At 60.2% G+C, this 26302-nt stretch carries 25 protein-coding genes and 2 rRNA genes; 23 read left to right on the plus strand and 4 right to left on the minus strand.

Translation table 11 applies throughout. From position 1 onward, the window contains the following. Window positions 1-52 precede the first annotated feature (52 nt). The 8 genes from CVV65_RS01975 to CVV65_RS02010 all read left to right on the plus strand — a co-directional run bounded on the left by CVV65_RS01975 (window position 53) and on the right by CVV65_RS02010 (window position 8793). Window positions 53-2977 (plus strand): 23S ribosomal RNA (locus CVV65_RS01975). A gap of 34 nt (window positions 2978-3011) precedes the next feature. Beyond that, window positions 3012-3128: ribosomal RNA gene (rrf, locus tag CVV65_RS01980) — 5S ribosomal RNA — on the plus strand. 180 nt (window positions 3129-3308) lie between these two features. Continuing rightward, complete coding sequence (locus CVV65_RS01985) at window positions 3309-3980, plus strand: ArsR/SmtB family transcription factor (RefSeq protein ID WP_100666720.1); 672 nt, start codon at window positions 3309-3311, stop codon at window positions 3978-3980. Window position 3981: 1 nt separating this feature from the next. Beyond that, window positions 3982-4710 carry an MBL fold metallo-hydrolase gene (locus CVV65_RS01990; protein WP_100666721.1) on the plus strand — a complete coding sequence of 243 codons (729 nt, stop codon included), beginning with the start codon at window positions 3982-3984 and terminating at the stop codon, window positions 4708-4710. A gap of 26 nt (window positions 4711-4736) precedes the next feature. Then, window positions 4737-5966, plus strand: coding sequence for an MFS transporter (locus tag CVV65_RS01995; RefSeq protein WP_100666722.1), 1230 nt, complete (start codon window positions 4737-4739; stop codon window positions 5964-5966). Beyond that, a complete protein-coding gene (locus tag CVV65_RS02000) occupies window positions 5963-6655 on the plus strand; it encodes a class I SAM-dependent methyltransferase (protein ID WP_100666723.1) in 693 nt (230 codons plus the stop codon). Before CVV65_RS01995 ends, CVV65_RS02000 begins: the two co-directional genes overlap by 4 nt. Window positions 6656-6758: 103 nt before the next feature. Then, on the plus strand, window positions 6759-7721 hold the full coding sequence (locus tag CVV65_RS02005; RefSeq protein ID WP_100666724.1) for a glycosyltransferase family 2 protein: 963 nt from the start codon (window positions 6759-6761) through the stop codon (window positions 7719-7721). Window positions 7722-7755: 34 nt separating this feature from the next. After that, complete coding sequence (locus CVV65_RS02010; RefSeq protein WP_100666725.1) at window positions 7756-8793, plus strand: glycosyltransferase; 1038 nt, start codon at window positions 7756-7758, stop codon at window positions 8791-8793. Here CVV65_RS02010 and CVV65_RS16495 read toward each other — a convergent pair. After that, window positions 8774-9217: a hypothetical protein gene (locus CVV65_RS16495; RefSeq protein WP_133121191.1), complete on the minus strand. Its 444-nt coding sequence runs from the start codon at window positions 9215-9217 to the stop codon at window positions 8774-8776. The two genes, CVV65_RS02010 and CVV65_RS16495, sit on opposite strands and share 20 nt — an antisense overlap. On the opposite strand from CVV65_RS16495, the gene CVV65_RS02020 reads away from it, so the two are divergent. Continuing rightward, window positions 9198-9764, plus strand: a complete 567-nt coding sequence (locus CVV65_RS02020; RefSeq protein ID WP_100666727.1) for a manganese efflux pump MntP — start codon at window positions 9198-9200, stop codon at window positions 9762-9764. The two genes, CVV65_RS16495 and CVV65_RS02020, sit on opposite strands and share 20 nt — an antisense overlap. On the opposite strand, the gene CVV65_RS02025 is transcribed toward CVV65_RS02020, so the two are convergent. Continuing rightward, the gene (locus CVV65_RS02025; RefSeq protein ID WP_100666728.1) at window positions 9761-10546 is read right to left on the minus strand and encodes a prolipoprotein diacylglyceryl transferase family protein; all 786 of its coding nucleotides are present in this window, start codon (window positions 10544-10546) and stop codon (window positions 9761-9763) included. The two genes, CVV65_RS02020 and CVV65_RS02025, sit on opposite strands and share 4 nt — an antisense overlap. 308 nt (window positions 10547-10854) lie before the next feature. Between CVV65_RS02025 and CVV65_RS02030 the strand changes: the two genes are divergently transcribed. The 11 genes from CVV65_RS02030 (at window position 10855) to CVV65_RS02080 (ending at window position 23446) form a co-directional block, all read left to right on the plus strand. Further along, window positions 10855-12120, plus strand: coding sequence for a metallophosphoesterase family protein (locus tag CVV65_RS02030; RefSeq protein WP_157935341.1), 1266 nt, complete (start codon window positions 10855-10857; stop codon window positions 12118-12120). Then, window positions 12120-15332 (plus strand): AAA family ATPase, encoded by a 3213-nt coding sequence (locus tag CVV65_RS02035; protein WP_100666730.1) that lies wholly within the window; start codon window positions 12120-12122, stop codon window positions 15330-15332. The genes CVV65_RS02030 and CVV65_RS02035 overlap by 1 nt, the downstream gene beginning before the upstream one ends. After that, window positions 15325-16257: a DMT family transporter gene (locus tag CVV65_RS02040; RefSeq protein ID WP_100666731.1), complete on the plus strand. Its 933-nt coding sequence runs from the start codon at window positions 15325-15327 to the stop codon at window positions 16255-16257. Before CVV65_RS02035 ends, CVV65_RS02040 begins: the two co-directional genes overlap by 8 nt. Window positions 16258-16410: 153 nt before the next feature. Then, window positions 16411-17172 carry a chromate efflux transporter ChrB gene (locus CVV65_RS02045; protein ID WP_331250449.1) on the plus strand — a complete coding sequence of 254 codons (762 nt, stop codon included), beginning with the start codon at window positions 16411-16413 and terminating at the stop codon, window positions 17170-17172. Beyond that, complete coding sequence (locus tag CVV65_RS02050; protein WP_100666732.1) at window positions 17169-17711, plus strand: chromate efflux transporter ChrA; 543 nt, start codon at window positions 17169-17171, stop codon at window positions 17709-17711. The genes CVV65_RS02045 and CVV65_RS02050 overlap by 4 nt, the downstream gene beginning before the upstream one ends. A 32-nt stretch (window positions 17712-17743) precedes the next feature. Next, the gene (locus CVV65_RS02055; RefSeq protein WP_100666733.1) at window positions 17744-18409 is read left to right on the plus strand and encodes a YjbE family putative metal transport protein; all 666 of its coding nucleotides are present in this window, start codon (window positions 17744-17746) and stop codon (window positions 18407-18409) included. A gap of 85 nt (window positions 18410-18494) precedes the next feature. Further along, complete coding sequence (argC, locus tag CVV65_RS02060; protein WP_100669109.1) at window positions 18495-19541, plus strand: N-acetyl-gamma-glutamyl-phosphate reductase; 1047 nt, start codon at window positions 18495-18497, stop codon at window positions 19539-19541. 97 nt (window positions 19542-19638) lie between these two features. After that, window positions 19639-20883, plus strand: coding sequence for a bifunctional glutamate N-acetyltransferase/amino-acid acetyltransferase ArgJ (argJ, locus tag CVV65_RS02065; RefSeq protein ID WP_232059560.1), 1245 nt, complete (start codon window positions 19639-19641; stop codon window positions 20881-20883). Window positions 20884-20963: 80 nt separating this feature from the next. After that, on the plus strand, window positions 20964-21833 hold the full coding sequence (argB, locus tag CVV65_RS02070) for an acetylglutamate kinase (RefSeq protein WP_100666734.1): 870 nt from the start codon (window positions 20964-20966) through the stop codon (window positions 21831-21833). Continuing rightward, complete coding sequence (locus tag CVV65_RS02075) at window positions 21830-22213, plus strand: hypothetical protein (RefSeq protein ID WP_100666735.1); 384 nt, start codon at window positions 21830-21832, stop codon at window positions 22211-22213. The genes argB and CVV65_RS02075 overlap by 4 nt, the downstream gene beginning before the upstream one ends. Before the next feature lie 27 nt (window positions 22214-22240). Then, window positions 22241-23446, plus strand: coding sequence for an acetylornithine transaminase (locus CVV65_RS02080; RefSeq protein WP_100666736.1), 1206 nt, complete (start codon window positions 22241-22243; stop codon window positions 23444-23446). Window positions 23447-23528: 82 nt separating this feature from the next. On the opposite strand, the gene CVV65_RS02085 is transcribed toward CVV65_RS02080, so the two are convergent. After that, window positions 23529-23714, minus strand: a complete 186-nt coding sequence (locus CVV65_RS02085) for a DUF1540 domain-containing protein (RefSeq protein ID WP_100666737.1) — start codon at window positions 23712-23714, stop codon at window positions 23529-23531. A gap of 133 nt (window positions 23715-23847) precedes the next feature. Between CVV65_RS02085 and CVV65_RS02090 the strand changes: the two genes are divergently transcribed. Beyond that, window positions 23848-24816 (plus strand): RluA family pseudouridine synthase, encoded by a 969-nt coding sequence (locus tag CVV65_RS02090; RefSeq protein WP_100666738.1) that lies wholly within the window; start codon window positions 23848-23850, stop codon window positions 24814-24816. Between the two features lie 30 nt (window positions 24817-24846). After that, entirely contained in the window at window positions 24847-25089 is a 243-nt protein-coding gene (locus tag CVV65_RS02095) for a YqgQ family protein (RefSeq protein WP_232796684.1), read from the plus strand. 31 nt (window positions 25090-25120) lie between these two features. Here CVV65_RS02095 and CVV65_RS02100 read toward each other — a convergent pair whose 3' ends face one another. Next, a complete protein-coding gene (locus CVV65_RS02100) occupies window positions 25121-25390 on the minus strand; it encodes a DUF1292 domain-containing protein (protein WP_100666739.1) in 270 nt (89 codons plus the stop codon). Between the two features lie 242 nt (window positions 25391-25632). Here CVV65_RS02100 and CVV65_RS02105 point away from each other — a divergent pair, with 242 nt between their 5' ends. After that, a complete protein-coding gene (locus CVV65_RS02105) occupies window positions 25633-26223 on the plus strand; it encodes a CcdC family protein (RefSeq protein ID WP_100666740.1) in 591 nt (196 codons plus the stop codon). Window positions 26224-26302 lie beyond the last annotated feature (79 nt).

Raw genomic sequence — 26302 nt, forward strand, 5'->3', positions numbered from 1 at the left:
GAGGGAGCGAGGCTCCTTCATCGTTCCTTGAGAACTGAAAAGCCACGCAGCGAGAGAAAGTAGGAAAGGCGCACGGTGGATGCCTGGGCGCTGGGAGCCGAAGAAGGACGGGGCGAACGCCGAAACGCCCCGGGGAGCCGTAAGCGGGCGTTGATCCGGGGGTGTCCGAATGGGGGAACCCGCCGTCTGGGAGAGGCGGCATCGGCGGCTGAATGCATAGGTCGTCGAGGGCAGACCGGGGGAACTGAAACATCTTAGTACCCCGAGGAGAAGAAAGCAACCGCGATTCCCCAAGTAGCGGCGAGCGAACGGGGAGGAGCCTAAACCGGTCTTTTAGGGGGCCGGGGTCGAGGGGCGTCCCATGTGGAGTGAGAAACCGGGTTGGTAGGAGAAGGGTCTGGGAAGGCCCGCCGGAGAGGGTGAGAGCCCCGTATCCGAAACCGACGCGGCTCCGGGGCGGACCCCGAGTAGGGCGGGGCACGAGGAATCCCGCTTGAATCCGGGAGGACCACCTCCCAAGGCTAAATACTCCCCAGCGACCGATAGCGGAGAGTACCGTGAGGGAAAGGTGAAAAGCACCCCGGGAGGGGAGTGAAAAAGGACCTGAAACCGTGTGCCGACAAGCAGTCGGAGGGCGTCACAGAGCCTGACGGCGTGCCTTTTGTAGAATGAACCGGCGAGCGGCCGTATGAAGCGAGGTTAAGGCCTTCAGGGCCGGAGCCGAAGCGAAAGCGCGTCTGAAGAGGGCGAGAGTTTCATGCGGCAGACCCGAAACCGGGTGATCTACCCCTGACCAGGGTGAAGTGGCGGTGAAACGCCATGGAGGCCCGAACCTGTTGGTGTTGAAAAACCATAGGATGAGTTGGGGGTAGGGGTGAAATGCCAATCGAACCCGGAGATAGCTGGTTCTCCCCGAAATCGCTTGAGGGCGAGCGTGCGGCAAAGAAGGCGGGGGCGGTAGAGCACCGATTGGGGGAGGGGCCCGCGAGGGTTACCGAGCCGAGTCGAACTCCGAATGCCGTTGTCGGATGCCGTGCAGTGAGACTACGAGTGATAAGATCCGTGGTCGAGAGGGGAACAGCCCAGACCGACGGCTAAGGTCCCCAAGGGCGGGTTAAGTGGGAAAGGAAGTGGCCGTGCGAAGACAACCAGGATGTTGGCTTAGAAGCAGCCATCATTGAAAGAGTGCGTAATAGCTCACTGGTCGAGTGCGGCTGCGCCGAAAATGAAACGGGGCTGAAACCCGCGACCGAAGCCTCGGACAGGAGACTGTGGTAGGGGAGCGTTCCCGCGTGGGGGAAGCACGACCGCAAGGGCGTGTGGACAGGCGGGAAGTGAGAATGCCGGTATAAGTAACGAAAGACAGGTGAGAATCCTGTCCGCCGAAAGCCGAAGGGTTCCTGGGGAAGGTTCGTCCGCCCAGGGTTAGTCGGGACCTAAGCCGAGGCCGAAGGGCGTAGGCGAAGGGCAACGGGTGGAGAATCCCGTACCACCGAGGTCCGTTTGAGCGAAGGGGGGACACAGGAGGACAGGGGAGCGGCCGGCTGGAAGAGGCCGTCCAAGCGGCGAGGGTGTTGTGCAGGGAAATCCGCACAACGGGCGCCTGAGCCGTGAAGGGGAGGGAAGCATGAGTACCGAAGTCCCTGGGTTCACACTGGCGAGAAAAGCCTCTAGCGAGGACCTGGGTGCCCGTACCGGAAACCGACACAGGTTGGCACGGAGAGGATCCGAAGGCGACCGGGAGAACTCTCGTTAAGGAACTCGGCAAAATGGCCCCGTAACTTCGGGAGAAGGGGCGCTCCGGTAGGGTGAGGGAGAGATCCTGAGCCCGAGGGAGCCGCAGAGGAGAGGCCCAAGCGACTGTTTAGCAAAAACACAGGTCTCTGCGAAGCCGGAAGGCGAGGTATAGGGGCTGACGCCTGCCCGGTGCTGGAAGGTTAAGGGGAAGGGTGAGAGCCCTGAACCGAAGCCCCAGTAAACGGCGGCCGTAACTATAACGGTCCTAAGGTAGCGAAATTCCTTGTCGGGTAAGTTCCGACCCGCACGAAAGGCGTAACGACTTGGGCGCTGTCTCAACGAGAGACCCGGTGAAATTGTAGTCCCTGTGAAGATGCAGGGTACCCGCGGCTAGACGGAAAGACCCCGTGGAGCTTGACTGTAGCCTGATATGGGAGATGGGTCGGTCATGTACAGGATAGGTGGGAGGCAGGGAACTCCGGGCGCCAGCCCGGGGGGAGCCGACGTTGGGATACCACCCTTGGCGGATTGATCTTCTAACCTGCGGCCGTGAACCGGTCGGGGGACAGTGTCAGGTGGGCAGTTTGACTGGGGCGGTCGCCTCCTAAAAGGTAACGGAGGCGCCCAAAGGTTCCCTCAGCGCGGATGGACATCGCGCGGCGAGTGCAAAGGCACAAGGGAGCTTGACTGCGAGAGAGACAACTCGAGCAGGGACGAAAGTCGGGCTTAGTGATCCGGCGGCACTGAGTGGAAGGGCCGTCGCTCAACGGATAAAAGCTACCCCGGGGATAACAGGCTGATCTCCCCCAAGAGTCCACATCGACGGGGAGGTTTGGCACCTCGATGTCGGCTCATCGCATCCTGGGGCTGAAGTCGGTCCCAAGGGTTGGGCTGTTCGCCCATGAAAGCGGTACGCGAGCTGGGTTCAGAACGTCGTGAGACAGTTCGGTCCCTATCTGCCGCGGGCGGAGGAAACTTGAGAGGGGCTGTCCTTAGTACGAGAGGACCGGGATGGACCGACCGCTGGTGTCCCAGTTGTGCCGCCAGGCGCACCGCTGGGTAGCCAAGTCGGGGAGGGAGAAGCGCTGAATGCATCTAAGCGCGAAGCCCGCCTCAAGATGAGGTTTCCCACACCGCAAGGTGGTAAGACCCCTTGGAGAAGACGAGGTAGATCGGTCCGGCGTGGAAGCGCCGCGAGGCGTGAAGCGGACGGATACGAATCGGTCGAGGCTTTCTCAAGCTGTGGTGGCTTTTCGGTTTTGAGGGAACGAGGGTCGGGTGACGAGAGCGGAGGGGAAACACCTGTCACCATTCCGAACACAGAAGTGAAGTCCTCCAGCGCCGATGGTACTTGGGCCGCAGGGCCCTGGGAGAGTAGGACGTTGCCGGGCGCGTTCCCGCAAGCCCCGCAGGATCTTTCCTGCGGGGCTTCATTATGTACGCAGGAAATCATGTTGACAGCACAACGCACAGCGACTATATTAATCAAGCAAACAATTGAATACTGACCAAGCCTGCAGCGACACTTACCGCGAGGGTAAACATTGTCAGCGCAGAAGAGGTGAATCGAGGTGGGGGCGAATACGAGACCATTTAAAGAAGCTGTATATTCCGAACTTGCGAGACTCGGGAAGGCCATGGGAAGCCCGCGACGATTAGAGCTTCTCGACCTGCTTTCACAAGGACCTAAGTCCGTCGAAGTGCTGGCCCGGGAAACTCAGCAAAGTATTGCTAACGTCTCTCAACATCTTCAGACCTTACTGGAAGCACGTCTTGTGAAATTTTACAAGCGAGGCAACTACTCGATGTACCGGCTTTCGGATGAGCGCGTTCTAGACTTACTCTTGAAAGTTGAGGAAGTGGGAGAGTGGCTATATCGCGCTATAGAAACAGAAAGGGAGAGCTGGATTCATCCATTGGATTCATCCAGGCCACTCAGTGCAGAAGAACTCGACACCTTGGTGAAGGACCCCGATGTGGTGGTGCTCGATGTTCGTCCACGGGATGAATACGAATTCGATCATATCCCCGGGGCCTGGTCGGTCCCGCTTGAAGAATTAGAGCAAAAGATGGCGGAGCTACCCAAAGACAAACAGATCGTGGCTTATTGTCGAGGACGCTACTGTCTGTTTGCGGCGGAAGCGGTACAGATCCTGCGGCGCCACGGATATCGAGCGATTCGGGTGGAGCAGGGTGTTCGCGAGTGGCGGAGATCCATGTCTGTTTCCAGGGGGGGATTGTAAGGTGATTTTCCGACAATACTTGCATGAAAACCCAGTTGCCGCATCTTACCTGTTCGGGTGTGGCACGGAAGGTCAAGGCGCAGTTGTTGATCCCGTAGACGATGTCGAATTCTACGTCCGCGAGGCCGAACGCGCCGGGCTCAATATCCGCTACGTGTTTGATACCCATCTTCATGCCGACCATATTTCGGGCGGTCGCCGACTGGCGGAGCGAACAGGAGCGAGCTATGTGCTCCATCGGTCGGCAGATGTTCGCTACACGTTTCACCCTGTGGAAGATGGAGATGTTTTATTCACAGGCAATACACGGATTCAAATTATTCATACTCCAGGCCATACACCGGAACATATTTCACTGCTTGTATCTGATCTTCGTCGCGCAGACGCCCCGTGGTTCGTGCTGACCGGACACACGTTGATGGTTGGTGATGCAGGACGAACGGAATTGGCCTCCAGTTTGGAGGAAGGAGCTAGAGACTTGTATAACAGCCTATTTGAAAAACTGATGAAATTGGATGACCAGATTGAGGTTTATCCCGGAGCCTACTCAGGTTCCGTCTGCGGACGTTTCTTGAGTGGCAAACCGTCTTCGACAATTGGGTTCGAACGCCGTTTCAATGTGGCCCTTCAAGCCCGTTCACTCGATGAATTCATAGCTTTTATGACTCAGGACATACCACCCAAGCCGTCCGACTACGAACGAATTCGGCTCACCAACGCTGGTCAATAAGCGATTCGGGAAAGGAAGGATCGGGCATGGGAGGCATCGGCCTGTTGCAGAGTCGCCCGGTGCAAATCGCATTGCTTGTGATCGTCAATCTATTCGTCGGGGGCATGGTCGGCCTCGAGCGAACGGTCCTCCCGTTACTTGCCAAAGAGGAGTTTGGCATTGCCGGTAAAAGCGCAGCCGTCGCTTTCATTATCAGTTTCGGCGTCGTCAAAGCCCTGTCCAACCTGTTTGCCGGCCGCATCGCGGACCTTTTGGGGCGAAAACGGCTTTTGGTCGCCGGGTGGGTGGTCGGTTTGCCCGTGCCCTTCCTGGTGATGTTTGCCCCAAACTGGAACTGGGTGATTTTCGCCAATGTCCTCCTTGGCATCAATCAGGGTTTCTGTTGGTCCATGACGGTGAATATGAAAATTGACTTGGCCGGTCCCCGGTTTCGGGGCTTGGTCCTCGGCCTCAACGAGTTTGCCGGGTATTCCGCCATTTCGATCACGGCCCTGGTGTCCGGGTATGTGGCTGCGGTGTACGGGGTGCGGCCACAGCCTTTCTACTTGGGTGTCGCATATGCGTTGGCCGGGCTTTTGTTGTCAAGCGTTCCGGTGAAGGACACCACCGCCTTATCCAAAACTGTGGCGGGGTCTTCTCTCCCCCTTGGCCGCGCCTTTGCGATTGCGACTTGGCAAAACACACCACTCCTTAGCGCCAGTCAAGCCGGGTTCATGACCAATTTTAAGGATGGAATGATCTGGGGACTACTCCCTTTGTTTCTCAATGCTCATGCCTTGGACATCGCGGCTGTGGGGACGATTGTCGCCTTATATCCTGGGACCTGGGGACTCCTCCAATTGGCGACGGGACCTTTGAGCGACCGGTTTGGGCGCACCTGGCTCATCATCGTGGGGATGCTCATTCAGGGCGGGGCGATTCTGTGGATCGTCTTTACTCAAGGGTTTGCCCTCTGGTCCACAGGCTCCATTCTGCTGGGCGTCGGGACCGCGATGGTATACCCGACCTTGCTCGCTGCTGTGGCCGACCATTCCGAAGCTGAGTGGCGGGCTTCGGCGCTGGGGGTGTATCGGTTCTGGAGGGATTTTGGCTACGCGGTCGGTGCCCTCGTCTCCGGCCTTTTGGCCGACGCTCTGGGTACCTCCACGTCGATGGGCATTGTAGGGGTGCTCGTGATCGCGTCGGGTCTCGTGGCGGCGTTGTGGTTGAGAGACGTCCAAAGTGAAAGGTTCACCGAAACGGGTGTGACGAGATGACGCTGTTTGATCAGAAGGCTGAATCCTACGATGACTTTTGCCGCACTCCTCTGGGGCATTTTGTCGACGCGGTGGAACGCCGCCTCATCGGAGCAATGGCGCGGCCCCGGTCTGGGGAATCGGCCATCGACCTGGGGTGCGGTACAGGTTCGTACACTTATTGGCTGCATAAACTCGGGTTATCGGTGACCGGGGTCGATTTATCGGAAAAAATGTTGGAGGTCGCCAGGCGCAAAGGGGATGGGCGCGTCCCTTTTATGCGGGCGGACGTCACCCATCTGCCGTTTCCCCCGGACAGCTTTGATCTGGCGTTGGCCAATGCGACCCTCGAGTTTGTCGCCGATCCGAAGGCGGCATTGCGAGAGGCCTACCGGGTTGTCAAACCGGGCGGGCGAGTGGTGGTGGGGTTTATTGCAAAATTGGGCCCCTGGGCGGAACAATACTCAAAACGTGGGCGGGAAGATGCCACCAGTGTCTATCACGGCGCACGGTTTTTCTCTTATGAAGAGGCGGTGGAAATCGGTCCGTGTATACCGGAGCAGGTGCGGTTCGGACTGTATGTCAGCCCAAGGGAATTCACAGACGAGGCTTCAGCCTGGTCTCTGGAAATGAGGCGAAGGGTGTCCCAAGATGAAGCTGGGGCTGGGTTTATGGTGGTGCGCTGGCGCAAGGGGACATTGCCTGTCTGATCCGGTCTCAATATAATGGAGGCGGTTTCGTCGCCGTTTTCGCGGGTGACTGCCGAGTCCGAGTGGCGGTTCACCCGGGGCGGCAGACAGAAGGGGGAGCGCAATGAAACCTTTGGTTTCGGTGATCATCCCCACGTATAATGTGGGACGGTATATCGAGGGGGCCCTTCGCTCCGCCCTTGGGCAGACCCTGGGGAATGTCGAAGTGCTTGTGGTGGATGACGCCTCGACGGACGATACCGTGGCCCGGGTGAAGGCCCAGGCGGATAGCCGGGTCCGGCTGTTTGTCAACGAAGGGAACAAGGGGCCGTCTTTCAGCCGCAACCGGGCCATCGCGGAATCCCGGGGGGAGTGGATCGCCGTTTTGGACGGGGACGATTGGTGGGCAGAGGACCGTTTGGAACGGCTGTACGAAACCGCGGTGCGGGAGAAAGCTGATCTTATCTGTGATGACCTTTATTTTATTCAAGACGGGGCGGAGCTTCCGTGGACCACGTTGTTCCGGGAGCGTGGCCTGCGGCCCACCGAGGGCTGGGTGGCGCCCGCGCAATTTGTCCGTTGGGACCTCGGGCTTGTCAAGCCCTTGATGCATCGGCAACGGCTGCTGGAATCGGGCGTTCGTTACCCGGAAACGCTGCGTTTTGGCGAGGATTTTGTGTTTTTGTTCACGTGGCTGCGGCGAGGGGCGTCCATGTGGTTGGCCCCAAAGGCGTACTACTACTATCGAAATCGCCGGGAATCTCTGGTTCATGATAAAATTCCTCTTCACCAGCAGGTCTATGACATTGCCGTGGAGCTGCTCGCCAAGGTGGACCGGTCAAGGGAGCCGGAGATCTACCAGGCTTTATCAGATCGCGTGAGCCATGCCCGGCAGCTGGTGGACTACTACCGAGTTGTCCAACCTCTCAAGGAGAAAAAAGTCCATATCGCGTTGGCCGAGGTGCTGAAACATCCCAGGGTGATCGTGTCCTTTCTGCGACTTCTGCCGGGGGTCCTACGGTACCAGTTGGCCCACCGCCGGGAACGCGGCGGAGCCGAGGAGGGATCGCCGCTCCACCTGCCCTGACTGGCAAAGTCGTCTTTATCTGGAGGGAATCGACATGCGAGTGGCCTTTGTCGTTTATTTTGCCTTATCCGGGCGGGGCGGGATCGAGAACGTGACCGGGACGGTGATCCGAGCCCTCGAGGGGCGCGGGGATGCGACGCACGTGCTATTATTCGGCGATCTCAAAGACCGGTCGTGGTTGAGCGACCTTCCGGGTGAGCTGACGGGGGTGGGGCCGGGGAGGAAGATCGCGAAACTCCTGCGCGGTTTTTTTCGTCTGGCGCAGTGGAACCCCGATGTGGTGGTCGCTCTCGATAAAAAGGCGCTGGTGTGGGCCAGGCTTTTCTCCCTGTTTCGCTTCCGCCGGGTGCCCGTGGCATCGTGGCTTCATTTTTCCCTGACGACCATGCGGCAAAATTTTATTCTTAAGGCGGCGGATTTTCACCTCGCCATCAGTTCAGACATGGCCCGGCAAATTGAAAGGGTTGACGGGAGGCACCCGATCTACTTGATTTATAATCCCGTTCCGCCGGCCCGGCGAATCGTTCCCCGGCCGACAACGGCGACTTTTGTTTACGTGGGCAGGCTGATGGTGGAAGGGCAAAAACGGGTGGCGGATTTTCTTCGGGCCCTGGCCGCGGTGCATGGGGATTGGCAGGCCGTGGTGATCGGAGACGGCGATGAGAAGGAGACCTTGGTTGCGTTGGCACGGGATCTTGGCATCGATTCCCGGATCCGCTGGACGGGGTGGGTCAGCGATCCTTGGAGTGCCTTGGAGGCCGCGTCGGCGCTGGTGTTGACCTCGGCGTATGAGGGGTTTGGCATGGTGCTCGCCGAGGCCATGGCCCACGGCATTCCCTGCGTCAGTTCGGATTGTCCCGTCGGGCCGAGAGATATCGTCCGGCCCGGCGTCAACGGTTGGCTGTATCCCGTGGGGGAGATTCACCAACTGGCGGAGATCCTGCAGCGGATCGTCCGGGATCCCGGGATTCTGCCAAACCCCGAAGCGGTTCAAGAGTCGGTGGTCCGGTTTCGCGCCGATCGCGTGGTCGATGCCATGAGGGAGGCCCTGGTTACAGAGGTTCGGCGCTAGGCTTTTCCGGCCTCGAACCGTCACCTTTCCACATCGGGCCCCGTCCAGGGTGGTCGGCAGCCACCAATGCCGCTTGGTCGATGTCCGGCCGGACCACCCGCACCCCGCCACGGAGCATGTTCAGCAACAACCCGAACCAGAGAGACGCGGAATGGGAGGCGTAGAACCCGGCCACCACCTCGGCGGGTGCCACTTTGATCCATTGAACCAACGCCAAGATTGGGGGCCCGGGGTCGGGGCGACGGTGGCCGATGCGAGGCCGGGTTCTGCCCGGATTGATTTGAGCATAGACGTGAGAAAGGTGGTTGTCCGGTGAACGGTTCGAGAATGGTGTCAGTTGCGGCAACTCCGGGCGGACGAGGGAGGATGAAACAGACAAGGAAACCCTGAGAAAGAGGTGCCCGATGTTGGAAGAGGTGCTCATCTCGCCCGCCATCGTGTACAGCGAGACCGCTCTCATGTCCGTGGCCCTGGCCACCGATGTCTTCGCGGTGAGCCTCAAGCTCGGGCTGCAAGGGGTATCGCGGCATGAACGAGAGCGATTCGAATTGGCGGTTACCGTATTTCACATTGTTTTACCGGCCCTGGGGCTGGAACTCGGTCGGAGATTGCACGGACGATTTGGCGATCTCATCCTTCCCGTCGGAATGATCGTATTTTTCCTACTTGGTGTGCACACCATCTCTCAGGCGTGGAGGCACCGGAACGAGCGCTGGTCGTTGTCGGGACCTGTGATGGTGTTGGCCGCAGCCGCGAGCATCGATGCTTTTACGGCGGCGATGGCCCTGAGTTTTACGGGGGTTTTGGCGTGGGTGGTGATCCCCATCGTGGGGCTTACCGCTTGGGGGGCCGCCCGAGCGGGCTTCGCGTTGGGGTATAAAGCCGGATCTCGGTGGGGGTGGCGGGCCGAGCTGATTGGCGGCGGCCTGCTCATTGCGATGGGCCTCTATATGTTGACGGGTTTGGCCTAGGGTTTATGCACCGAACTGGGCTTTTGTACCCGGTTGATACTCAGGGCGCCAATGGCCAATAGGGCGACACTGGCCCACTGGTCTGGACGCAGTCCCAAATAGAGAGGGCCGGGGCTATCGGCGTAGCCGGCTGTGAGCAGGGCGGCACCGAGAAGGAAGATTGCAAGGCCGGTGGGGCGCACGCTGCGGATGCTGGAAGGGGGCGCCGAATGGGTCCCCTGCCGGGACCCCGCCAACCATACGATGAAAAAGGCTGTGATCAGGAGGAGGGCTCGGTAGATGTTGACGGGGTGGCGACTGGTGTCTCCCAGGGGTATGCCCCACGGAAGGTTGGTGATACTGCCCACGTCCAGGGCAAAAAAGCTATAAAAAGCGCCGGAGAGGAGAAGAGACGGGACGATCCGATCCAAAAGGGCCTGTATCGACAGTCTTTGTCGGAGCGCTGTCAAGATGAGAGCGGCACCGGCTGCCGCCCCGGCCACCCATACGCTTCCGGAAGGCGGAGCGGAAAAGAGGGCGCGCCCTGGCTCGTTCCACCATGCGGCGGGCGTGAGGATCAGGCTTGCGAAGCGGTAACCGACAAGTCCCGCTATGGCCGCGTTCCAATAGGCGGTCAGGGCCACCTCGTCCACGCTTTGGTCCCGGGGAGTCCGCGCTTCGGGATCGGTCCACGGTCCCCGCCGCATCGCCCAAGCTCCGGCGAGGACGGCGAGGATGAGGCCGACGAGTCGATAAGGCAGGAACAATGGTCCGATATGTATGCCGCCCAGGAGTTCCAACAATGGTCTCCCCCCGTCCTGTCCGCCCGCACACTTAATTGGTCGGTGAGTCGGCAGGTTCGATCGCCGTCATTGTACCACTGATTTTCTCGCGGGATCAATGGTGGTGGGCACTGTACAGGATCATAGGCAGGATTTTCACCGTCGGAAGCGAAATCAAACGGATAAGGGCTCGGTCCGTGGATATGCAATCAACGGCCGGGACGTTCGTGTATTCCTCCGGCAACTGCTGATGCCGTGATCCGCCACACTTTGAGGGTGAAACGAGCTGGGCGGAGCCGGTACAAAGGGTGAGATGGGGTGTTGGGCCCGTGGATAGGCTGAAGTTGGTTCATTGCGCAGATCTCCACCTGGACAGCCCTTTCGTAGGGTTGGAGGGGGAAGACGCGGCCTTACAGGATCGGTTGTACGAGGCGACTTTCGACTCGTTCTCCCGGATCGTCGACGTGTGTCTGCAAGAGCAGGCCGATGCTTTGACGGTGGGCGGCGATGTCTACGATCGGGAGACCCGCAGTCTCCGGGCCCAACTGCGTTTTCGCGATGAATTGGCGAGGTTGTCGCAGGCAGGAATCCCGGTTTTTGTGGTTCACGGAAACCATGACCCGCTGTCCGGGTGGAGTCATCGATTGACGTGGCCCGAAGGTGTCCACGTTTTTGGCCCGAAGGTGGAAGCGGTGCCCCTGATCCGGGGGGGACGCGAGGTGGCGCGGATCTGGGGTGTGAGCTATGGACAGGCCGAGGTGCGGGAGAACCCGGCCCCGGAATTCGCGGCTGCCGTTGCCGACAATTCGGGAGAGGGGTGGCGGATCGGGCTCCTTCACGCCAATGTTGGTGGGGATCCGGGGCACGAGTCCTATGCTCCCTGTTCCGTGGAAGAGCTGGCCGATGTGGGTATGGATCTGTGGTTGCTGGGACATGTGCACGGCGCCCGGTTCTGGCATCACCGGGGAGTCCACTTTCTCTACGCGGGTACGTCCCAGGGCCGCCACCGACGGGAGAAGGGGCCGAAGGGATGTTATATCCTCACCCTGGGGCCGAACGGGGTGGAGGCGGAGTTTCGCGCCACCGACTCATTGCGTTGGGAAGACATTGAAATTTCCATCGGTGGGATCACCGGAGAAGAGGAACTGTTTCAAGTTCTGGACGATCGCTTGGAAAAGGTGCGGAAGGCGGCCGGGCGGCCGGTCATTGTCGACGTGCGCTTCGTCGGCCGAGGCCCTGTGGCCGGGTTGCTCCGGCGCGACGGGTTTCTGGAAGAATGGCTGTCGGAGAGCCGCACCCGCTGGTTTGGTGGTGGCAACGACGTGTGGATCAATCGGCTGGATGCGGTTGTGGGTGGCGAGCGCAATTTGGAGAAATGGCTGGATGAGCCCACTTTTGTTGGCGAATTGTTGCGCTATGTCCAGGAGCGGCGGGAGGCCGGACAGTGGGCGGTGGAAGCCCAGGAAGTTCTTGGAAAGGTCATACGCTTTGTTCATCGCCGGGGGGAGCCGGAGGATTGGATCGATGTGGAAGATTGGACGGATCGGGCTGTAGAGCGGTTGTTGGATGAGTTGGTGGCGGAAGGGGAATCGTGATGCGCATTCTGGGGTGGAGGGTGGACCGCTACGGGCGTTGGCAGGATGTGGAGCGCACGGTGGCACCGGGCGGGCTCATCCTGCTGTATGGACTGAACGAGGCGGGAAAAACCACGTGGCTTCATTTTATCCGAGCCATGTTGTTCGGGGAATCTCGAAAGGACAAGAGCCCGTATTGGTCGCCGGAAGAGGGATGGGGAGGGCGCTTAGACGTTGTTTTTGCGGACGGGCAGCAGTGGAGAGTGGAACGCCGGGTGGAGGGACGGCGGGAGCACAGTCGGATCCTGGCCCCGGGCGGGGCTCAAGTGGACGAGGAGACGTGGAACCGCCGTCTTGGAGGGTTGAGCCGGTTCGTCTACGATCAGATATTCGCTTTCGGTCTGGGGGAGTTGGAGCGGTTTGAATCCCTGTCCGACCCCAGGGTTGCCGGACAATTGTACAGCGCCGGCGCCGGTTTGCGCGGGACCGATTTGGCAGCGGCAGAGCAGCGCTTGGTTCAGGCAATGGAGAAGCGGTACAAGAGTCGGGGCAAGAACCCGGTTATTAATCAGCTCCAGACCGCCCTCCAGGAATGCGAGCGACAGATTCGCATACTCGGGGATCCGGCGGCGGAGTACGCCGAGGTAACGGCGGCGCTGGCACAATGTGACGATCAGGAGGCGGAGGTTGCGGACCGGCGAAAGGAGATCCGCGTTCGTCGGCGGAGATTGCTGCGGCTCAAACAACTGCGGGAAATCTTCGATGCATGGAATAACACGGAATCCTCCTGGGCGGAGGTGCGCGATCTGCCGGATGTGGACCCGGACGAGGTCGCACGCTTAGATCGCATTCTGGAGAAGGTGGAAGGGTTGCAGCTCGAAGCGGCCCGAGCCGCCAAGGAGCGGGACGCGCTTGAGGCGGAGCTCCGGAGTGTGCCAGAGCCCGGCCCATTGTGGCGAGAGCGGGAGAGAATCGCAACGGTGCTGGAAGGCCGGGGGCTGGAGGCGGGGCGCCGGGAAGAGCGAATACGCATCCGCAACGAGTTGGCGTCATGGGCCGTGGAAGAGAGGGATTGGGTCCAGCGCTTGGGTCCCGAGCTTGCGGGCCAAGGGGCGGAGCCCGACACCTCGATTGCCGCCCGGGAGCAGGGCAGCGAATTGTGGCGGGCTCTGGAGCAGGCCGAGGTGGTCCTGCGGGACCGCCGGGCGACGGCGGAACGCGAGATAGAAACCCTTGAGCGGATTCGGCAGGAGCGGGTGGAACTGGAGGCGGAGGCGCTGGCGGCGGTGGGCGACGAAGTGCCCTCCTTCGGTGTCGCACCGGAAGGATCCGGGCTCACTGTCCGTGGAGGCAAGTTTGCCGAAGGGGATATCCCGGGCCGACGGGCGAAGGTGAGAGAGCTTTTAGAAATTCGCCGACAGCGTGCGGAGAAAGAGGCCCGCTTGGAAAGCACGTTGGAAGCGATCCAGTCGGCGTCCAACTCCCAGGTAGGGCCGGAGAGGTGGGCATGGGCCATCCCGGCTGCCGGGTTGATACTCATCGCTCTTGTGGGGGCGTTGTTTGGAGCCCATTCGGTCCTGGTGTGGGGTGCGGCCATCGTCGGAGCCGCAATGGCAGTTTGGGGAGTGAGCCGGGGACGGCGGGCGGAGAGGGACGCGAAAGCCCGCAGAGAGGCGTGGGAGAGGCGAAAATCTGAAGTCGAAAGCCATATTCGCGATTTGACAGAACGGGAGGCGCGAATGGCGGAGTCGCTGTTCGGACGAGCCGACTGGAGCGAACGGGACATTGAGGATATCGAACGGGTTTTGGACGATGCGGCCCGACGGATGGCCCTCGTGGAGGATAAACGAGCCCGGATCGAACAGTTGCGCCGGGATGAGGAACGTGCGCGACGAACCGTAGAGATGGAACAAAAGAAGCTCCAGGAATCAGAGGACCAACTTGTTCGTTGCCGGGAATCCTGGGAGTCCTGGTTGGTCGGTCAGGGATTTCCCAGGAAGCTTTCGTGGCCCCAGGTGTCTGCCGCTCTGGATGCTTTCGATCACCTGCGCCGCCTGAGGAGGCAGATGGAGGAGCGCCGGCGTCGGGAGGCGGATTTGGGAGACCAGGGTCGAAGATGGAGGCGGCAGTTGGCTGAGCTGTGCGCACAGTGCGGACTTCCCATCCCTTCCCTGCCGGAGGATGAGGATTTAGCAGCCCAGGCGGATTGGGACGCCCGGGTGTGTGGGAGCTTGCGGGCGGCACTAGACGATGAAATCCGACGGGTACAGCGCCGAGACCGCTTGCGAGACGAAAGGAAGAAAGCGGCGGGTATGGCCGAGCAGACGTCCGATCGATTGGCGGCGGCAAAAGGTGAACTGCAGCGGGGCTGGGCAGATCTGGGCATCACGGGCGAAGAGGAGTGGCGCAAAGTCCGGCCGGAGCTTCGCCGTCGGAGGGAATTGCGGGATACCCGTCGAGCACTGGAAGAGCAGCTGCACCGCCTGGCGGAGGACGAACGGGAGTTGGCCGAGGTGGCCCATTGGGACCCGGTTGCAATTGAAGATGAGTTAACAGAATTGGACCGCATGGAGGAAGAGCTGGATCGCAAGACTCGGGATATCGGAGCCCGACGAGCGGAAAACACGGCTAGACTTAAGGAGCTGGAGGAGGGGCGGTCTCTGTCCCATTGGCTGCAGCGCCGGGAAGATCTCATCGCCGGGCTGCGGCGGGAGGTGCGGGAATGGGCAGTGGATGCCTTGGCGCTGCATCTCCTGCGCCGAACCAAGGAAAGGTACGAACGGGAGCGACAACCCGCGGTCATACGCCGGGCGTCGACCGCATTCGCCGCCTTGACAGGGGGCCGTTACCGACGGATTGTCGTGCCTCTTGAGGAGGAGGCGTGGTATGCCGAAGATGCAGCGGGGCATCGATGGCCACTACCCCGGTTGAGCCGCGGTACAACCGAACAGATGTATCTGGCTATTCGGCTTGGGCTGATCGACGATCTCCGGGAGAGGGGAGTTGTGCCACCATTGGTTATGGATGATATACTCGTGAATTTTGATCCGGTGCGAAGGCGCCAGGGGGCCAAACTCCTGACGCGTTTGGCCGAGGACGTGCAACTGTTTTATTTGACGTGTCATCCGGAGGTGGTGGAGGATTTTCAAAGAGCTTCATCCCGGGTCGAAGTCGTTGATCTGAAAGACTGGGACCCGGGCGTTCAGGTGAGCGGGGAAGTCCGACATGGATAAAGCGGCGGTTCTTTTTCTCACCCTGGCCAACCTGTTTTGGGCGGGAAATTACTTGTTCGGGGCAGCCCTTGCCCCTGTGATTTCTGCAGGGGCTCTGACCACGGTGCGCTGGTGGATTGCCTTTACGGTCTTATGGCCTTTCGTCAGAAGGGAGTGGGCTCGCCCGGGATCGCCGGGTCCCCAAGCGATTCGCCGCCGGTTCGGCGGGTTGGTGTTTTTAGCGGTCACGGGGGTGGGGGGATACGGATTTGTCCTGTACCAAGCTCTCCATCATACAAGCCCAGTTAATGCTTCGCTGATTTCCGGGATTAACCCAGCCCTCATCGCAGCCCTCGCTGCCATTTGGCAGAGAAGCCGGATATCGGCGCTACAGGTCATTGGGCTGATCGTTTCCCTAGCCGGGGTGGTGGTTGTGGTGAGCCGAGGGGATTGGAGTGTGCTGACTGGGCTGCGGCTCAACCCCGGCGATTGGTTGATGCTCATCTGCGTGTTCCTTTGGGCCGTGTACTCCCTTTACGTACCCCGGGTTCAACGGGAAGTGGGGACGATGACCACGGCTTGGGTGACTTCGGGAATGGGGGCGGTGATCGGACTGATTCCCGCTGCTTTAGATTGGAAACTGCTGGCCCTGCCCATCACCTGGGTGGGGGTGGCTTACATTGGCGTGTTCGCTTCGGTGTTGGCCTATGTCTGTTGGAACGCAGGCGTGATGCGTATCCCGGCAGGCCAAGCGGGAATCTTTATGAACTTACTACCCGTTTTTACGTTGTTCATGGCCATGCTGCTAGGGCAGCCAGTGAGGGTGGTCCAATGGCTGGGCGGGGCGTTGGTCGTGGCAGGGGTGACGTTGACACTGACCGCCGGTAGAAGCCGCAAGGGAAGAGATTCAGGGGAACCGAGGGCAGAGGCGTCTACTGGGCTTTGATCCCACATCGGCGGTGGGCCGAGAAGGCGGCCTGCCGGGGGAGGCCCCGATGTTGGGATCGGCGATGTGGTAAGATAGCGAAGAATGGGGTTGGACAAACACCACCGGGCGCCTCACATGTTTAGGCGACACGAGAGAAGCGAGGGGATGTTGATGGAAAACACGGCGCCCGATGAGAAAGAAGTCGGCGGCATGGTATCGTGGTGGAATCTACTGGTCGCCATGTTTCGCACGGGCATTTTTACGTACGGCGGGGGACCGGCGGTCATTCCTTTGATGCGCCATGAAGCGGTCCGGCGCTATAGCTGGATGGAAGATGAAGAGTTCGGCGAAATTGTCGCCTTGGCGAACGCGCTTCCGGGGCCCATCGCCACGAAACTGGCCGCGTATCTCGGGTATCGCGTTAAAGGGATCCTCGGTGCTGTCCTCGCTGTGGTCGTTCATATCCTACCGAGCAGTCTTGCGATGATCGTGTTATTGGGATCCTTGTATGCACTCAAAAGTTCCCGGGTGGTGGCCGGAATGATCGCGGCGGTCAAGCCGGTGATCGTGGTGATGCTGGGTGTGATGGCCTATGAGTTTGGCGCCTCTGCGAGCCGGGGACTGGGATGGTTATTCGCCGCGGTGGCCGATCTTTTGGCGCTCGTTTTGCTGGGACCGGTAAACGTACACCCCGCCCTGGTAGTGCTGGCCGCTTTGCTCTACGGGAGTGTGCATTTGAGGGTTGTTGACGCCCTTCGGGCCAGGCGGCTGGGCAGCGGGGCGGGGTCGGGTGAACAGGGGGCGAATGTTCAGCCCACTGAAACGGTGGCGGGCGGACGGGTCGGGCAAAGCGAAGGTGGCGACCAAGGGCGTGATGATCAGGAGGGCCACAGTGGGGCGGGTACGTCCGGAGAAGAGGAGGGCTCGCGATGATGAATTGGCTGCACTTATTATGGGGTTTTTTGGTCGCGAACCTCTTGGGGTACGGCGGCGGTCCTTCCACGATCCCGTTGATGCAAGAGGAGATCGTCCACCGGTACCAGTGGCTGACAAACGGACAATTCGCCGATGTACTGGCGGTGGGCAACGCCCTCCCGGGTCCGATTGCCACGAAGATCGCCGCCTTTGTGGGGTACGAGGTCGCAGGGTGGCCTGGACTCCTCGCGGCCTTGGTGGCGACGGTGGTCCCGACCGCTGTCGGACTGATTGCCTTTATGCGCTTATTGGCTCGGTTTCGGGGATCCAAGGCGGTTCGGGGCATGACGATGTTGGTCCAGCCGGTCATCGCCGTGATGTTGGTGCTATTGACCTGGGAAATGGGCCAGGAATCTGTACAGGGCATCGGGATTCTGCAATTTCTTGGCATTGCGGCGGTGTCACTGTGGGCGCTGGTGGTCCGGAAAATTCATCCCGCCTTCGTGATTCTTGCCGCTTTCGCGTACGGGGGGTTGGTGCTTTCGCACTGGGTGTAGTTTGGCGAATTTCGCGCGGAGGCGAGAGTGCCGTGCAGACTGTCGTTGATCTGTTCGTGCTGGCGTGGATCAATATTATGCTCAGCGGGGACAACGCTTTGGTGATTGCCATGGCCACCCGTCGACTTCCGGCGGGCCAGCGGCGCCGGGCGGCCGTTTTTGGCGCCGCCGCCGCAGTGGCCCTGCGCATTCTTCTGACAATCCTCGCGGCGCGGTGGCTGACAAAACCCTACATCCAGGCGGCTGCGGGGGTCGCTCTTCTGTGGATCGCGGTCCGGTTGATTTTGCCGGGGCCGGAGACCCTGCCGCCGGCGGACGAACAGCCGGAATCCCAGCCGCCGCAATGGTGGGAAGCGGTAGGGACGATCGTTCTTGCGGATGTAACCATGAGCATCGACAATGTGTTGGCGGTGGCGGCCGCCGCCCAGGGGAATCTCCTGTTACTCGTCGCAGGGCTTGCTTTGAGTATTCCGCTGATCGTATGGGGGAGCGACTTGATTCGGCTGCTTCTGAATCGGATGGAGTGGTTGGTGTACCCGGGTGCAGGTCTTTTGGGGTGGATGGCAGGTGGGCTTGTGGCGGAGGATCCTGGGCTGGGCATTGCGGATCAATGGCCGGGAGGTGCTTGGTGGACGGCCGGGTTAGCGGCCTGTGCCGTCGTCGGAGTTGGGCTGTGGAAACGCTGGCCGAAGGATTGAATGCTTATACATATCGTTGTATAATCATACAAGTCGATGTGTCGGGCTCGCAAAACCAAACCATTGGAGAATGGAGGTGGGATTTGTGACTCGAGTGGCGGTGGTGGGGGCAACGGGTTATGCAGGGGTGGAGTTGGTTCGGTTGCTGGTTCGTCATCCCGAAGCGGAACTTGCCCTGGTGACATCCGACTCCCATGCCGGAATACAGTTGTCCAGGGTGTACCCCCATTTGACCGGTATCGCCGACTTTGAGCTTCAGGCCTTTGACCCCGATCGAGTGGCCGAGGAAGCGAATGTCGCGTTTTTGGCCTTGCCGGCGGGGCTATCTTCGACCATGGTGCCCTCGCTTCGCGAACGGGGAGTGCGGGTGATCGATCTCGGGGGAGATTTTCGCATTCCGGGTCCTTTGTTTCGGGAATGGTATAAAAAGGATCCCCCGTCGGAAGCCGTGCGGGAAGAGGCCGTCTATGGATTGACGGAATGGAACCGGGAGCGGGTGGCAGGAGCGTCCTTTGTGTCGAATCCGGGGTGTTACCCGACGGCGGCGTTGCTTGGCCTATTACCGGCCGTCCGCAACAGGGGAGTGGAGGCCGATGGATTGATCATCGATGCGAAGTCGGGTGTGACCGGAGCCGGGCGCGGAGTGAACCTGGGAAACCACTTTGCTGAGGTGGCGGAGAATTTCAAGGCCTACAAAGTTGCCGAACACCAGCACACACCCGAAATCGAGTATCATCTGGCAGCTTTTGGCCAAGGTTCGGCCCGGGTGTCTTTTACGGCTCATCTCCTTCCCATGGGTCGGGGTATTTTGGTAACGGCTTATGGTACCTTGACGGGCGAATGGAGGGAGTGGACGACCGAGCGGGTGTGGGAGGTATACCAGGACGCCTACCGACAGGAGCCCTTCGTTCGGGTTCGGCCGGCGGGACAATGGCCCCAGACTAAGGAAGTACGGGGGACCAATCTGTGTGACATCGGTCTGACTGTGGAGCGCCGAACGGGTCGAATGATCGTGGTCAGCGTCATTGACAATCTGGTGAAAGGCGCGGCGGGGCAGGCGGTACAGAATTTGAACGTCATGATGGGGTGGCCTGAAACGATGGGGTTGGACCTGGTCCCCATGTACCCGTGAGCGATCCAAAGATTGTGGAAAGCCGGGGTCGGACCGCTTCGCCTTCGGGGTGGTGCGGCGCAGTGCAAAAGGGAACTGCGGAAAGAAGGGGTAAACGGTGGCTGACCGGTGGGATGAAATGCAACAGGAGGAACGCCAAGAATGGCTGGGGGTCACGGCCCCAAAAGGGTTCTGGGCGGGGGCGGCAGCGGCGGGCATTCGGGACGGAAAAGCCGAACGCCTCGATGTGGCCATTCTGTACAGCGAGCAGCCTGCGGTGGCGGCGGGCATGTTCACGACCAACCGGGTCCGATCGGCGGCCGTAGAGGCGACCGAGGCCAGGATCCGGGAGCAGCGGCGGTTGCAGGCGGTGGTGGTTAACAGCGGAAACGCCAATGCCTGTACCGGGGAGCAAGGAACTGCGGACGTGCTCGCTATTCAGATCCAGGCGGCGGACCTGTTCGGATTGGAACCGGGCGATATCGGGGTGGCCTCCACGGGAGTGATTGGGGTTCCGCTTCCCATGGACCGTTTGAGCGCGGGCATCGAGGAGGCCGCAAAAAAAATTCGAGACGACGGCGGCCGCGCGTTTGCTGAAGCGATCCTGACCACAGATACGTACACCAAGGAAGTGGTTCGGGAGCTGACGGTCGATGGGCAAACAGTAAGGATCGGCGGGGCGGCCAAAGGATCCGGGATGATCCATCCCAATATGGCCACCATGCTCGCGTTTCTCACCACCGACGCCGAGGTGGAATCGGAAGCTTTGCAAGAAGCGCTGAGGCATGCGGTGGATGCGAGTTTTCATTGCATCAGCGTGGACGGGGATACCAGCACCAATGATACCGTCTTGCTTTTGGCAAACGGCATGGCGGGAAATCGACCACTTCGCCCGGATCACCCGGACTGGGACCGGTTTGTCGAGGCTGTCACCGAGGCAGCGATCCATCTGGCGAAGGCCATTGCCAGGGACGGAGAAGGGGCAACCCGTTTGATTGAGACCCGGGTGGAAGGGGCGTCCACCGACGAGGAGGCCCGGCGCGTCGCCAAGGCGGTGATCGGATCGAGCCTCGTCAAGACGGCGGTGTACGGCGCCGACCCGAATTGGGGACGGATTCTCTGCGCTGCGGGATATGCCGGATCTTCCTTCGATCCACAGAATGTGGACATTTATATTGGGGACATTGCCGTTTGTCGCCGGGGCGGAGCGGTGCCCTTCGATGAGGAAGCCGCCCGGGTTGTCCTGCGGGGGGACCCGGTGCCATTGCGGGTGGTGATCGGGGAGGGCTCCGGAAAGGCCGTGGCGTGGGGGTGCGATTTGACCGAGCGTTATATCGAGATTAACGCCCATTACCGGACATAACGGAGTTGTGGACCGTCTTTTCAGGAGGAGCTCGAGGATTCGGGTTCTCGGTGCCAAGGGGAGAGAAGGAGCTTAAGGAGATGAGCGAGGAAGAAAAAGCGGCGGTCTTGATTGAAGCACTGCCGTATATCCAGCGCTTTGCGGGAAAGATTTTCGTCATCAAATATGGCGGCAGTGCGATGGGGGAGCGTTTTACCGATGTCATCCTGGACATCATCTGGTTAAAGCAGGTGGGGATTCACCCCGTGGTGGTTCACGGAGGCGGGAAAGAGATCACCGCCATGCTGGAGCGCCTGGGCCATCGGGCGCAGTTCGTGGAGGGTCTTCGAGTCACCGATGAGGCGGTGATGGAGGTCGTGGAGATGGTGCTCTCCGGCGCGGTCAATCCGCGCCTCGTGGCGGCATTCAATCAGCACGACGGAGGGGCCGTCGGTTTGTCGGGCGTGGACGGAATGCTCTTGGAGGTGGCCAAAAAACACCACCCCGCCGGGGACATCGGCTATGTGGGCGAAGTGGTGCACGTGAACACCGCCCTGATCGAGGGATTGCTCGATCGCCACCTGATCCCTGTCATTGCGCCGGTGGGTGTCGATCGGGAAGGACGGCGGTACAATGTGAACGCCGACGAGGCCGCCGGGGCTGTGGCCGGGGCGCTCGGGGCGGAAAAATTGTTCCTCATCACGGATGTACCCGGAATTGTGCGCCGAGGGCCCGGTGGTTCGGAAGTGGTGTCGAAAATCACGGCGGAGGAGATCCGTCAGCTGGTGGAAAGCGGCGAGATCTACGGTGGAATGATCCCCAAGGTAAAGGCCTGCCTGACCGCCTTGGAGGCGGGAGCTAAACACGTTCATATCATCAATGGGGAGGATCCGCACGCCTTGCTGTTGGAGGTGTTCACCGACCGGGGAATCGGCACGATGGTCCTTCCTGCCGGGGAGGGGCCCGAATGATTCGAAGGATCTATTTGTACCTGGTTCTTTTTGCCACCTTGATGATGTCCATCGGCGGATGTGTGGGAATCTTTATGTCCCTGAGCGACATTATCGTGCCAAATGGGGTCATTCAAGATTACGCCTCCTATCGGGACATGCGAATCGCCCAGTCGGTCAAGGTCCCCCCGGGGGAGCCGGCCCCGCCTGTCCCGGATGAAGCCACGATCCGGGCCGATTATGAACGTTTGGTTGTGGATGAGATGCAACAGGCGCGGCGAAGGGGACTGAACGGACTGATAAAAAGTCTGGGGTGGATCGTTATTCCGCTGCCCATTTTTCTATGGTACTCGCGAAAACTTAAGGACGATAAGGGGTCCAGCGCCGGGGCGTCGGCGTGAGGGAAACCTGAAAAGGGAGTGGCACTGGTGACATTGAGCAACGAAGAGGTCGTGGCGCATTCCGGCGCGCTCATGCATACGTACAGCCGGTGGCCGGTGGCGATGGTGCGGGGGGAAGGGGTCTGGCTTTGGGATGCCGATGGCAATCAATACCTTGATTTTGCCGCCGGGATTGCGGTGGCGATTCTCGGACACAGCCATCCGGCGGTGGCCGAGGCGATCGCGGACCAGGCTCGAACCTTGCTGCACTGCTCGAACTTGTTTTACATCCCCCAGCAGGTGGAGTTAGCCAACTGGCTGGTGAAACACTCGGCCATGGATCAGGTATTTTTCTGCAACAGCGGGGCCGAGGCCAGTGAGGCGGCGATCAAACTGGCCCGGCGATGGGCGTATCACAACGGTATGCCCGAACGGTCGACGGTGATCACATTGGAGCACTCCTTCCACGGGAGGACTCTGGGAGCTCTTACAGCCACCGCCCAACCGAAGTACCAGGAAGGGTTTGGTCCGCTGCTTGGCGGCGTGCGCCACGTCCCCGTGGGAGATGTGAAAGCTTTGGAAGAAGCCTTAGATGGAACGGTCTGTGCGGTCATGATGGAAATGGTCCAGGGGGAAGGCGGGGTGATGCCCGTGCCCACAGACTATGTGCAAGAAGTGCGGGCCCTGTGCGATCGCCGCAATGTCCTTCTCGTCATCGACGAAGTACAGACCGGAATGGGGCGAACGGGAACATTTTTTGCGTACGAGCAGTTTGGAGTGCAACCGGACATTTGCACCCTGGCCAAAGGACTGGCCAACGGCGTTCCGGTGGGCGCCGTGTTGGCAAAACGCCGGGTGGCTGAGGCTTTTGTCCCCGGTTCTCACGGCTCCACCTTTGGCGGCAACCCCCTGGCTATGCGGGCCGCCTTGGCGACGGTGGAGGTCGTGGAGAAAGAGCGGCTGTGGGAGAAGGCTGCCCGACGCGGGGCGTACCTGCGAGGCCGCCTAGCCAATGCGCTGGGGAATCACCCGCACCTTCGGGAGATTCGCGGGATGGGACTGATGCTTGGCGTGGTGCTCGATGAGGGCGCCTCCCAAGTGGCCGAAGCATGTCTGAAGCGGGGCCTCTTGGTAACGGTGGCCGGCGGGACCACCATTCGGTTGCTGCCTCCGTTGATTGTCGAGGAACCGGAAATCGACATGGCGGTGGAGCGATTGACGGCGGCATTGGATGATGTTTTCGGGCGGGAGTAAGAACTTCGGGGCTGAACGTTATATTGCGGAGGAAACACCGAAAAGAAGGCCGCCCGATAAGCGGCGGCCGGGGATCGGAGGTTCAGTCGCTGACGTTGTCGCCATATTGGTTGGTGTGATGGTCGAAGTCGAAGGTGGAGCACATGGTTCCTTTTACGGTACCGGCGATAAGGTTGCCGTTGGTGGCGATGAGAATTTCCTCGGCGGTGCAGCCGCCGCGGTGATTATTATACATGCACTCCTCAACCATACATTTGACACCGGGCATCGACCGTCCCTCCCTTCGGGCTTAGGATTGGCCTACGGGCCGCCCCCTATGCCCCGCAATTGTGCAAAACGGCGGGAACGCGCGGGGGATGGCGCCCCGGACAGGTCGGACGTCTACACCGAGGTAAGCGTCGATGAACGATGAATGTACGCTGATGTGGCGGGTCGAGGCGAGAGACCACGGGAGACAGGTGAGAGAAGTTTTACAGGGGCGCCTGCATGTCTCCCGCCGACTGGTCCGCTTGGCCATTACCCAAAATGGAATTCGGAGAAATGGCCGCCCGGCCTACCTTTCTGAACGCGTGTCTGCCGGGGATATCTTGGAGATACGCTGGGGGGAGACGCCTTCCGATGATGTGTTGCCCGAGCCGATTCCTTTTGAGACCCTCTATGAAGATGAGGACGTGTTGGTGGTGAATAAGCCCCCGGGGATGTTGGTTCATCCGACCAAAGGGGTTTATACCGGCACCCTCGCCAACGGTGTCGTGTATGCCTGGCGGCTGACCGGGAGCCATCGCCCTTTTCGACCGTTAAATCGTTTGGATCGGGACACGAGCGGCCTCGTTCTCATCGCGAAAAATCAATTTGCCCATCATCGGCTGTCGCGAGATCTGCGCTTTGCCGAAGGCGGGCGGAGTCCGGTGTTCGGAGCGGACGAAGCCGGCAGGTGGGATGGGATGCGAAGGGTGCATAGGGAGTATGCCGCCCTCGTTCAGGGGCGAGTGGTAGCGGACCGGGGCTGGATCGATCTGCCCATCGAACGAGATCCAAACCACGGGAACCGCCGCCAGGTGGCACCGACGGGCCGGCGGGCCAGAACGCGCTTTGAAGTGGTGGAACGGGTGGAGAATGCCACCCACCTGAAAGTGCGACTTCAGACGGGACGGACGCATCAGATCCGGGTCCATCTTGCGGAACTCGGTCATCCGGTCATTGGGGATACTCTCTACGGGGAGCCGTCCCCGTGGATTGAGCGGCAGGCACTTCATGCCGAGCGGCTGGTTTTCGACCATCCCCGAACCGGGGAGCGGATCCAGGTGACCGCCCCGTGGTTTCCCGATATGGTGGAACTGTGGCAGCGGTTGAAAGAGCTCGGCCGGTGATCTCCCGAGGATCATGAGGGGTGAAACGGTGTGCCAGGGATAAACGGAACCGAGACGCCGGGGTCCCCGCCCGGTTGGACGTTGGCAGATGTCAAATCCCTTTTGCGCCGCTTCGGGATTATCGTATATATCGGCTCACCCTTAGACGATCTGCTGATGATGGAGCTCGAGTTGGAGGATCTTTGGGAGGAACATCTCATCGAGCGGGAAACGTACCTGTTGGCTAAGGCGGCCATTGCCAAGCGGCGGCGGGAGATCGAGCGACAGTCTTAAAGCAGTTTTCCGGCTCCCTGGATCTTGCAGATCAGTCCTCTTCAAAAAGGGCTGTGTTGAAAGCGTCGACCACCGCCTGCCATTCTTCGTCGTCTTCTACCGGAGCAAAAGCAATGCCCCCGCCTCCGTCCGGATCCAGGCGATACACCACCCCCTCGGTGTTGAGAATCTCATCCACGGGCAGTAAGATGGCGTAGGTACGCCCATGTACTTCCAGGATATCCGCCAAATCATAGGTTTCCTCATGGCCCTCGTCATCTCTGAGGGTGATCCTTTGCTCTTTTTCGGGATAAGTAGCCATGTTTTTGCGCTCCTTTCACAGTCGTTGTTCCGGGACATGGGAATTTTTATTGACAATCGCTGTGTCCCTGCCCGTGAGTTGCCGTTCTGTGCCGCCGTTGCAAGGGCCACTGCCGGGGTGCCGGTTCCGAAGCTCCGGGGTCTGACCTGAAGCCCTCGGCTGACGTGTTTGACCGCCCGGGGAACACATCCGGAGTTTTTGTGCTATACTGATGGCATGAGCCTTCCGTGGGAGGGTTGATGATGCCTCACGCCGCCTTCTTTAACCTTCAGACAACGGCGACGCTCGGCGCCGTGGTGATGGCGCTTATGGTGATCGCCATACGCCTTAAAGCGGCGCAGCGGCCCACCTCGGTAAAAAAGATCATCATGCCGCCCATCGGCATGACCACCGGTTTTGTCATGTTCGCAGCTCCGGTGATGCGGATCCCTGTGTGGTGGGGCCTGGTTGCGTTTCTCGCCGGCGCGTTATTTCTATCCTATCCATTGATTCGGACGTCGAAGTTCCATGTCATTGACGGCAAGATTTATCTCAAGCGTTCCAAAGCCTTTGTGTTGATTTTGCTGGGACTTCTGGCGGTGCGGTTGCTGTTGCACAGCTACCTAGAACAATATATCACATTACCCCAGACGGGTGCGGTATTTTTCCTCCTGGCTTACGGGATGATTGTTCCGTGGCGCGTGGCCATGTTTGTGGAATACAAGCGCACCCTAAACCGATGGTTGCAGATGTCCCGTGAATCGGAAGTGGAAGAGAACAAGGCAAAGGAAGGAAATGCACCCCTCTTCCAAGGGGCAGAAGCAACGCCGCGCAATGTCGAAGATACGCCTTGAACGGATGACGGTAGTCACCAGGTGTCTATGTGAACGCATTGGGCGCGAGGCGGTCCGCCGCCGCGCCCAATGCGGGTAG

Source organism: Kyrpidia spormannii (assembly GCF_002804065.1).
GTDB classification, from domain to species: domain Bacteria; phylum Bacillota; class Bacilli; order Kyrpidiales; family Kyrpidiaceae; genus Kyrpidia; species Kyrpidia spormannii.

Excerpts from the sequence above, each read along its gene's own strand:
- CVV65_RS01995 (WP_100666722.1), top strand. The coding sequence starts at position 4,737 with ATGGGAGGCATCGGCCTGTTGCAGAGTCGCCCGGTGCAAATCGCATTG.
- CVV65_RS02000 (WP_100666723.1), top strand. The coding sequence starts at position 5,963 with ATGACGCTGTTTGATCAGAAGGCTGAATCCTACGATGACTTTTGCCGC.
- CVV65_RS02005 (WP_100666724.1), top strand. The coding sequence starts at position 6,759 with ATGAAACCTTTGGTTTCGGTGATCATCCCCACGTATAATGTGGGACGG.
- CVV65_RS02010 (WP_100666725.1), top strand. The coding sequence starts at position 7,756 with ATGCGAGTGGCCTTTGTCGTTTATTTTGCCTTATCCGGGCGGGGCGGG.
- CVV65_RS02020 (WP_100666727.1), top strand. The coding sequence starts at position 9,198 with ATGTTGGAAGAGGTGCTCATCTCGCCCGCCATCGTGTACAGCGAGACC.
- CVV65_RS16495 (WP_133121191.1), bottom strand. The coding sequence starts at position 9,217 with ATGAGCACCTCTTCCAACATCGGGCACCTCTTTCTCAGGGTTTCCTTG.
- CVV65_RS02035 (WP_100666730.1), top strand. The coding sequence starts at position 12,120 with ATGCGCATTCTGGGGTGGAGGGTGGACCGCTACGGGCGTTGGCAGGAT.
- CVV65_RS02040 (WP_100666731.1), top strand. The coding sequence starts at position 15,325 with ATGGATAAAGCGGCGGTTCTTTTTCTCACCCTGGCCAACCTGTTTTGG.
- CVV65_RS02045 (WP_331250449.1), top strand. The coding sequence starts at position 16,411 with ATGGAAAACACGGCGCCCGATGAGAAAGAAGTCGGCGGCATGGTATCG.
- CVV65_RS02050 (WP_100666732.1), top strand. The coding sequence starts at position 17,169 with ATGATGAATTGGCTGCACTTATTATGGGGTTTTTTGGTCGCGAACCTC.
- argB (WP_100666734.1), top strand. The coding sequence starts at position 20,964 with ATGAGCGAGGAAGAAAAAGCGGCGGTCTTGATTGAAGCACTGCCGTAT.
- CVV65_RS02075 (WP_100666735.1), top strand. The coding sequence starts at position 21,830 with ATGATTCGAAGGATCTATTTGTACCTGGTTCTTTTTGCCACCTTGATG.
- CVV65_RS02085 (WP_100666737.1), bottom strand. The coding sequence starts at position 23,714 with ATGCCCGGTGTCAAATGTATGGTTGAGGAGTGCATGTATAATAATCAC.
- CVV65_RS02090 (WP_100666738.1), top strand. The coding sequence starts at position 23,848 with ATGAACGATGAATGTACGCTGATGTGGCGGGTCGAGGCGAGAGACCAC.
- CVV65_RS02100 (WP_100666739.1), bottom strand. The coding sequence starts at position 25,390 with ATGGCTACTTATCCCGAAAAAGAGCAAAGGATCACCCTCAGAGATGAC.
- CVV65_RS02105 (WP_100666740.1), top strand. The coding sequence starts at position 25,633 with ATGCCTCACGCCGCCTTCTTTAACCTTCAGACAACGGCGACGCTCGGC.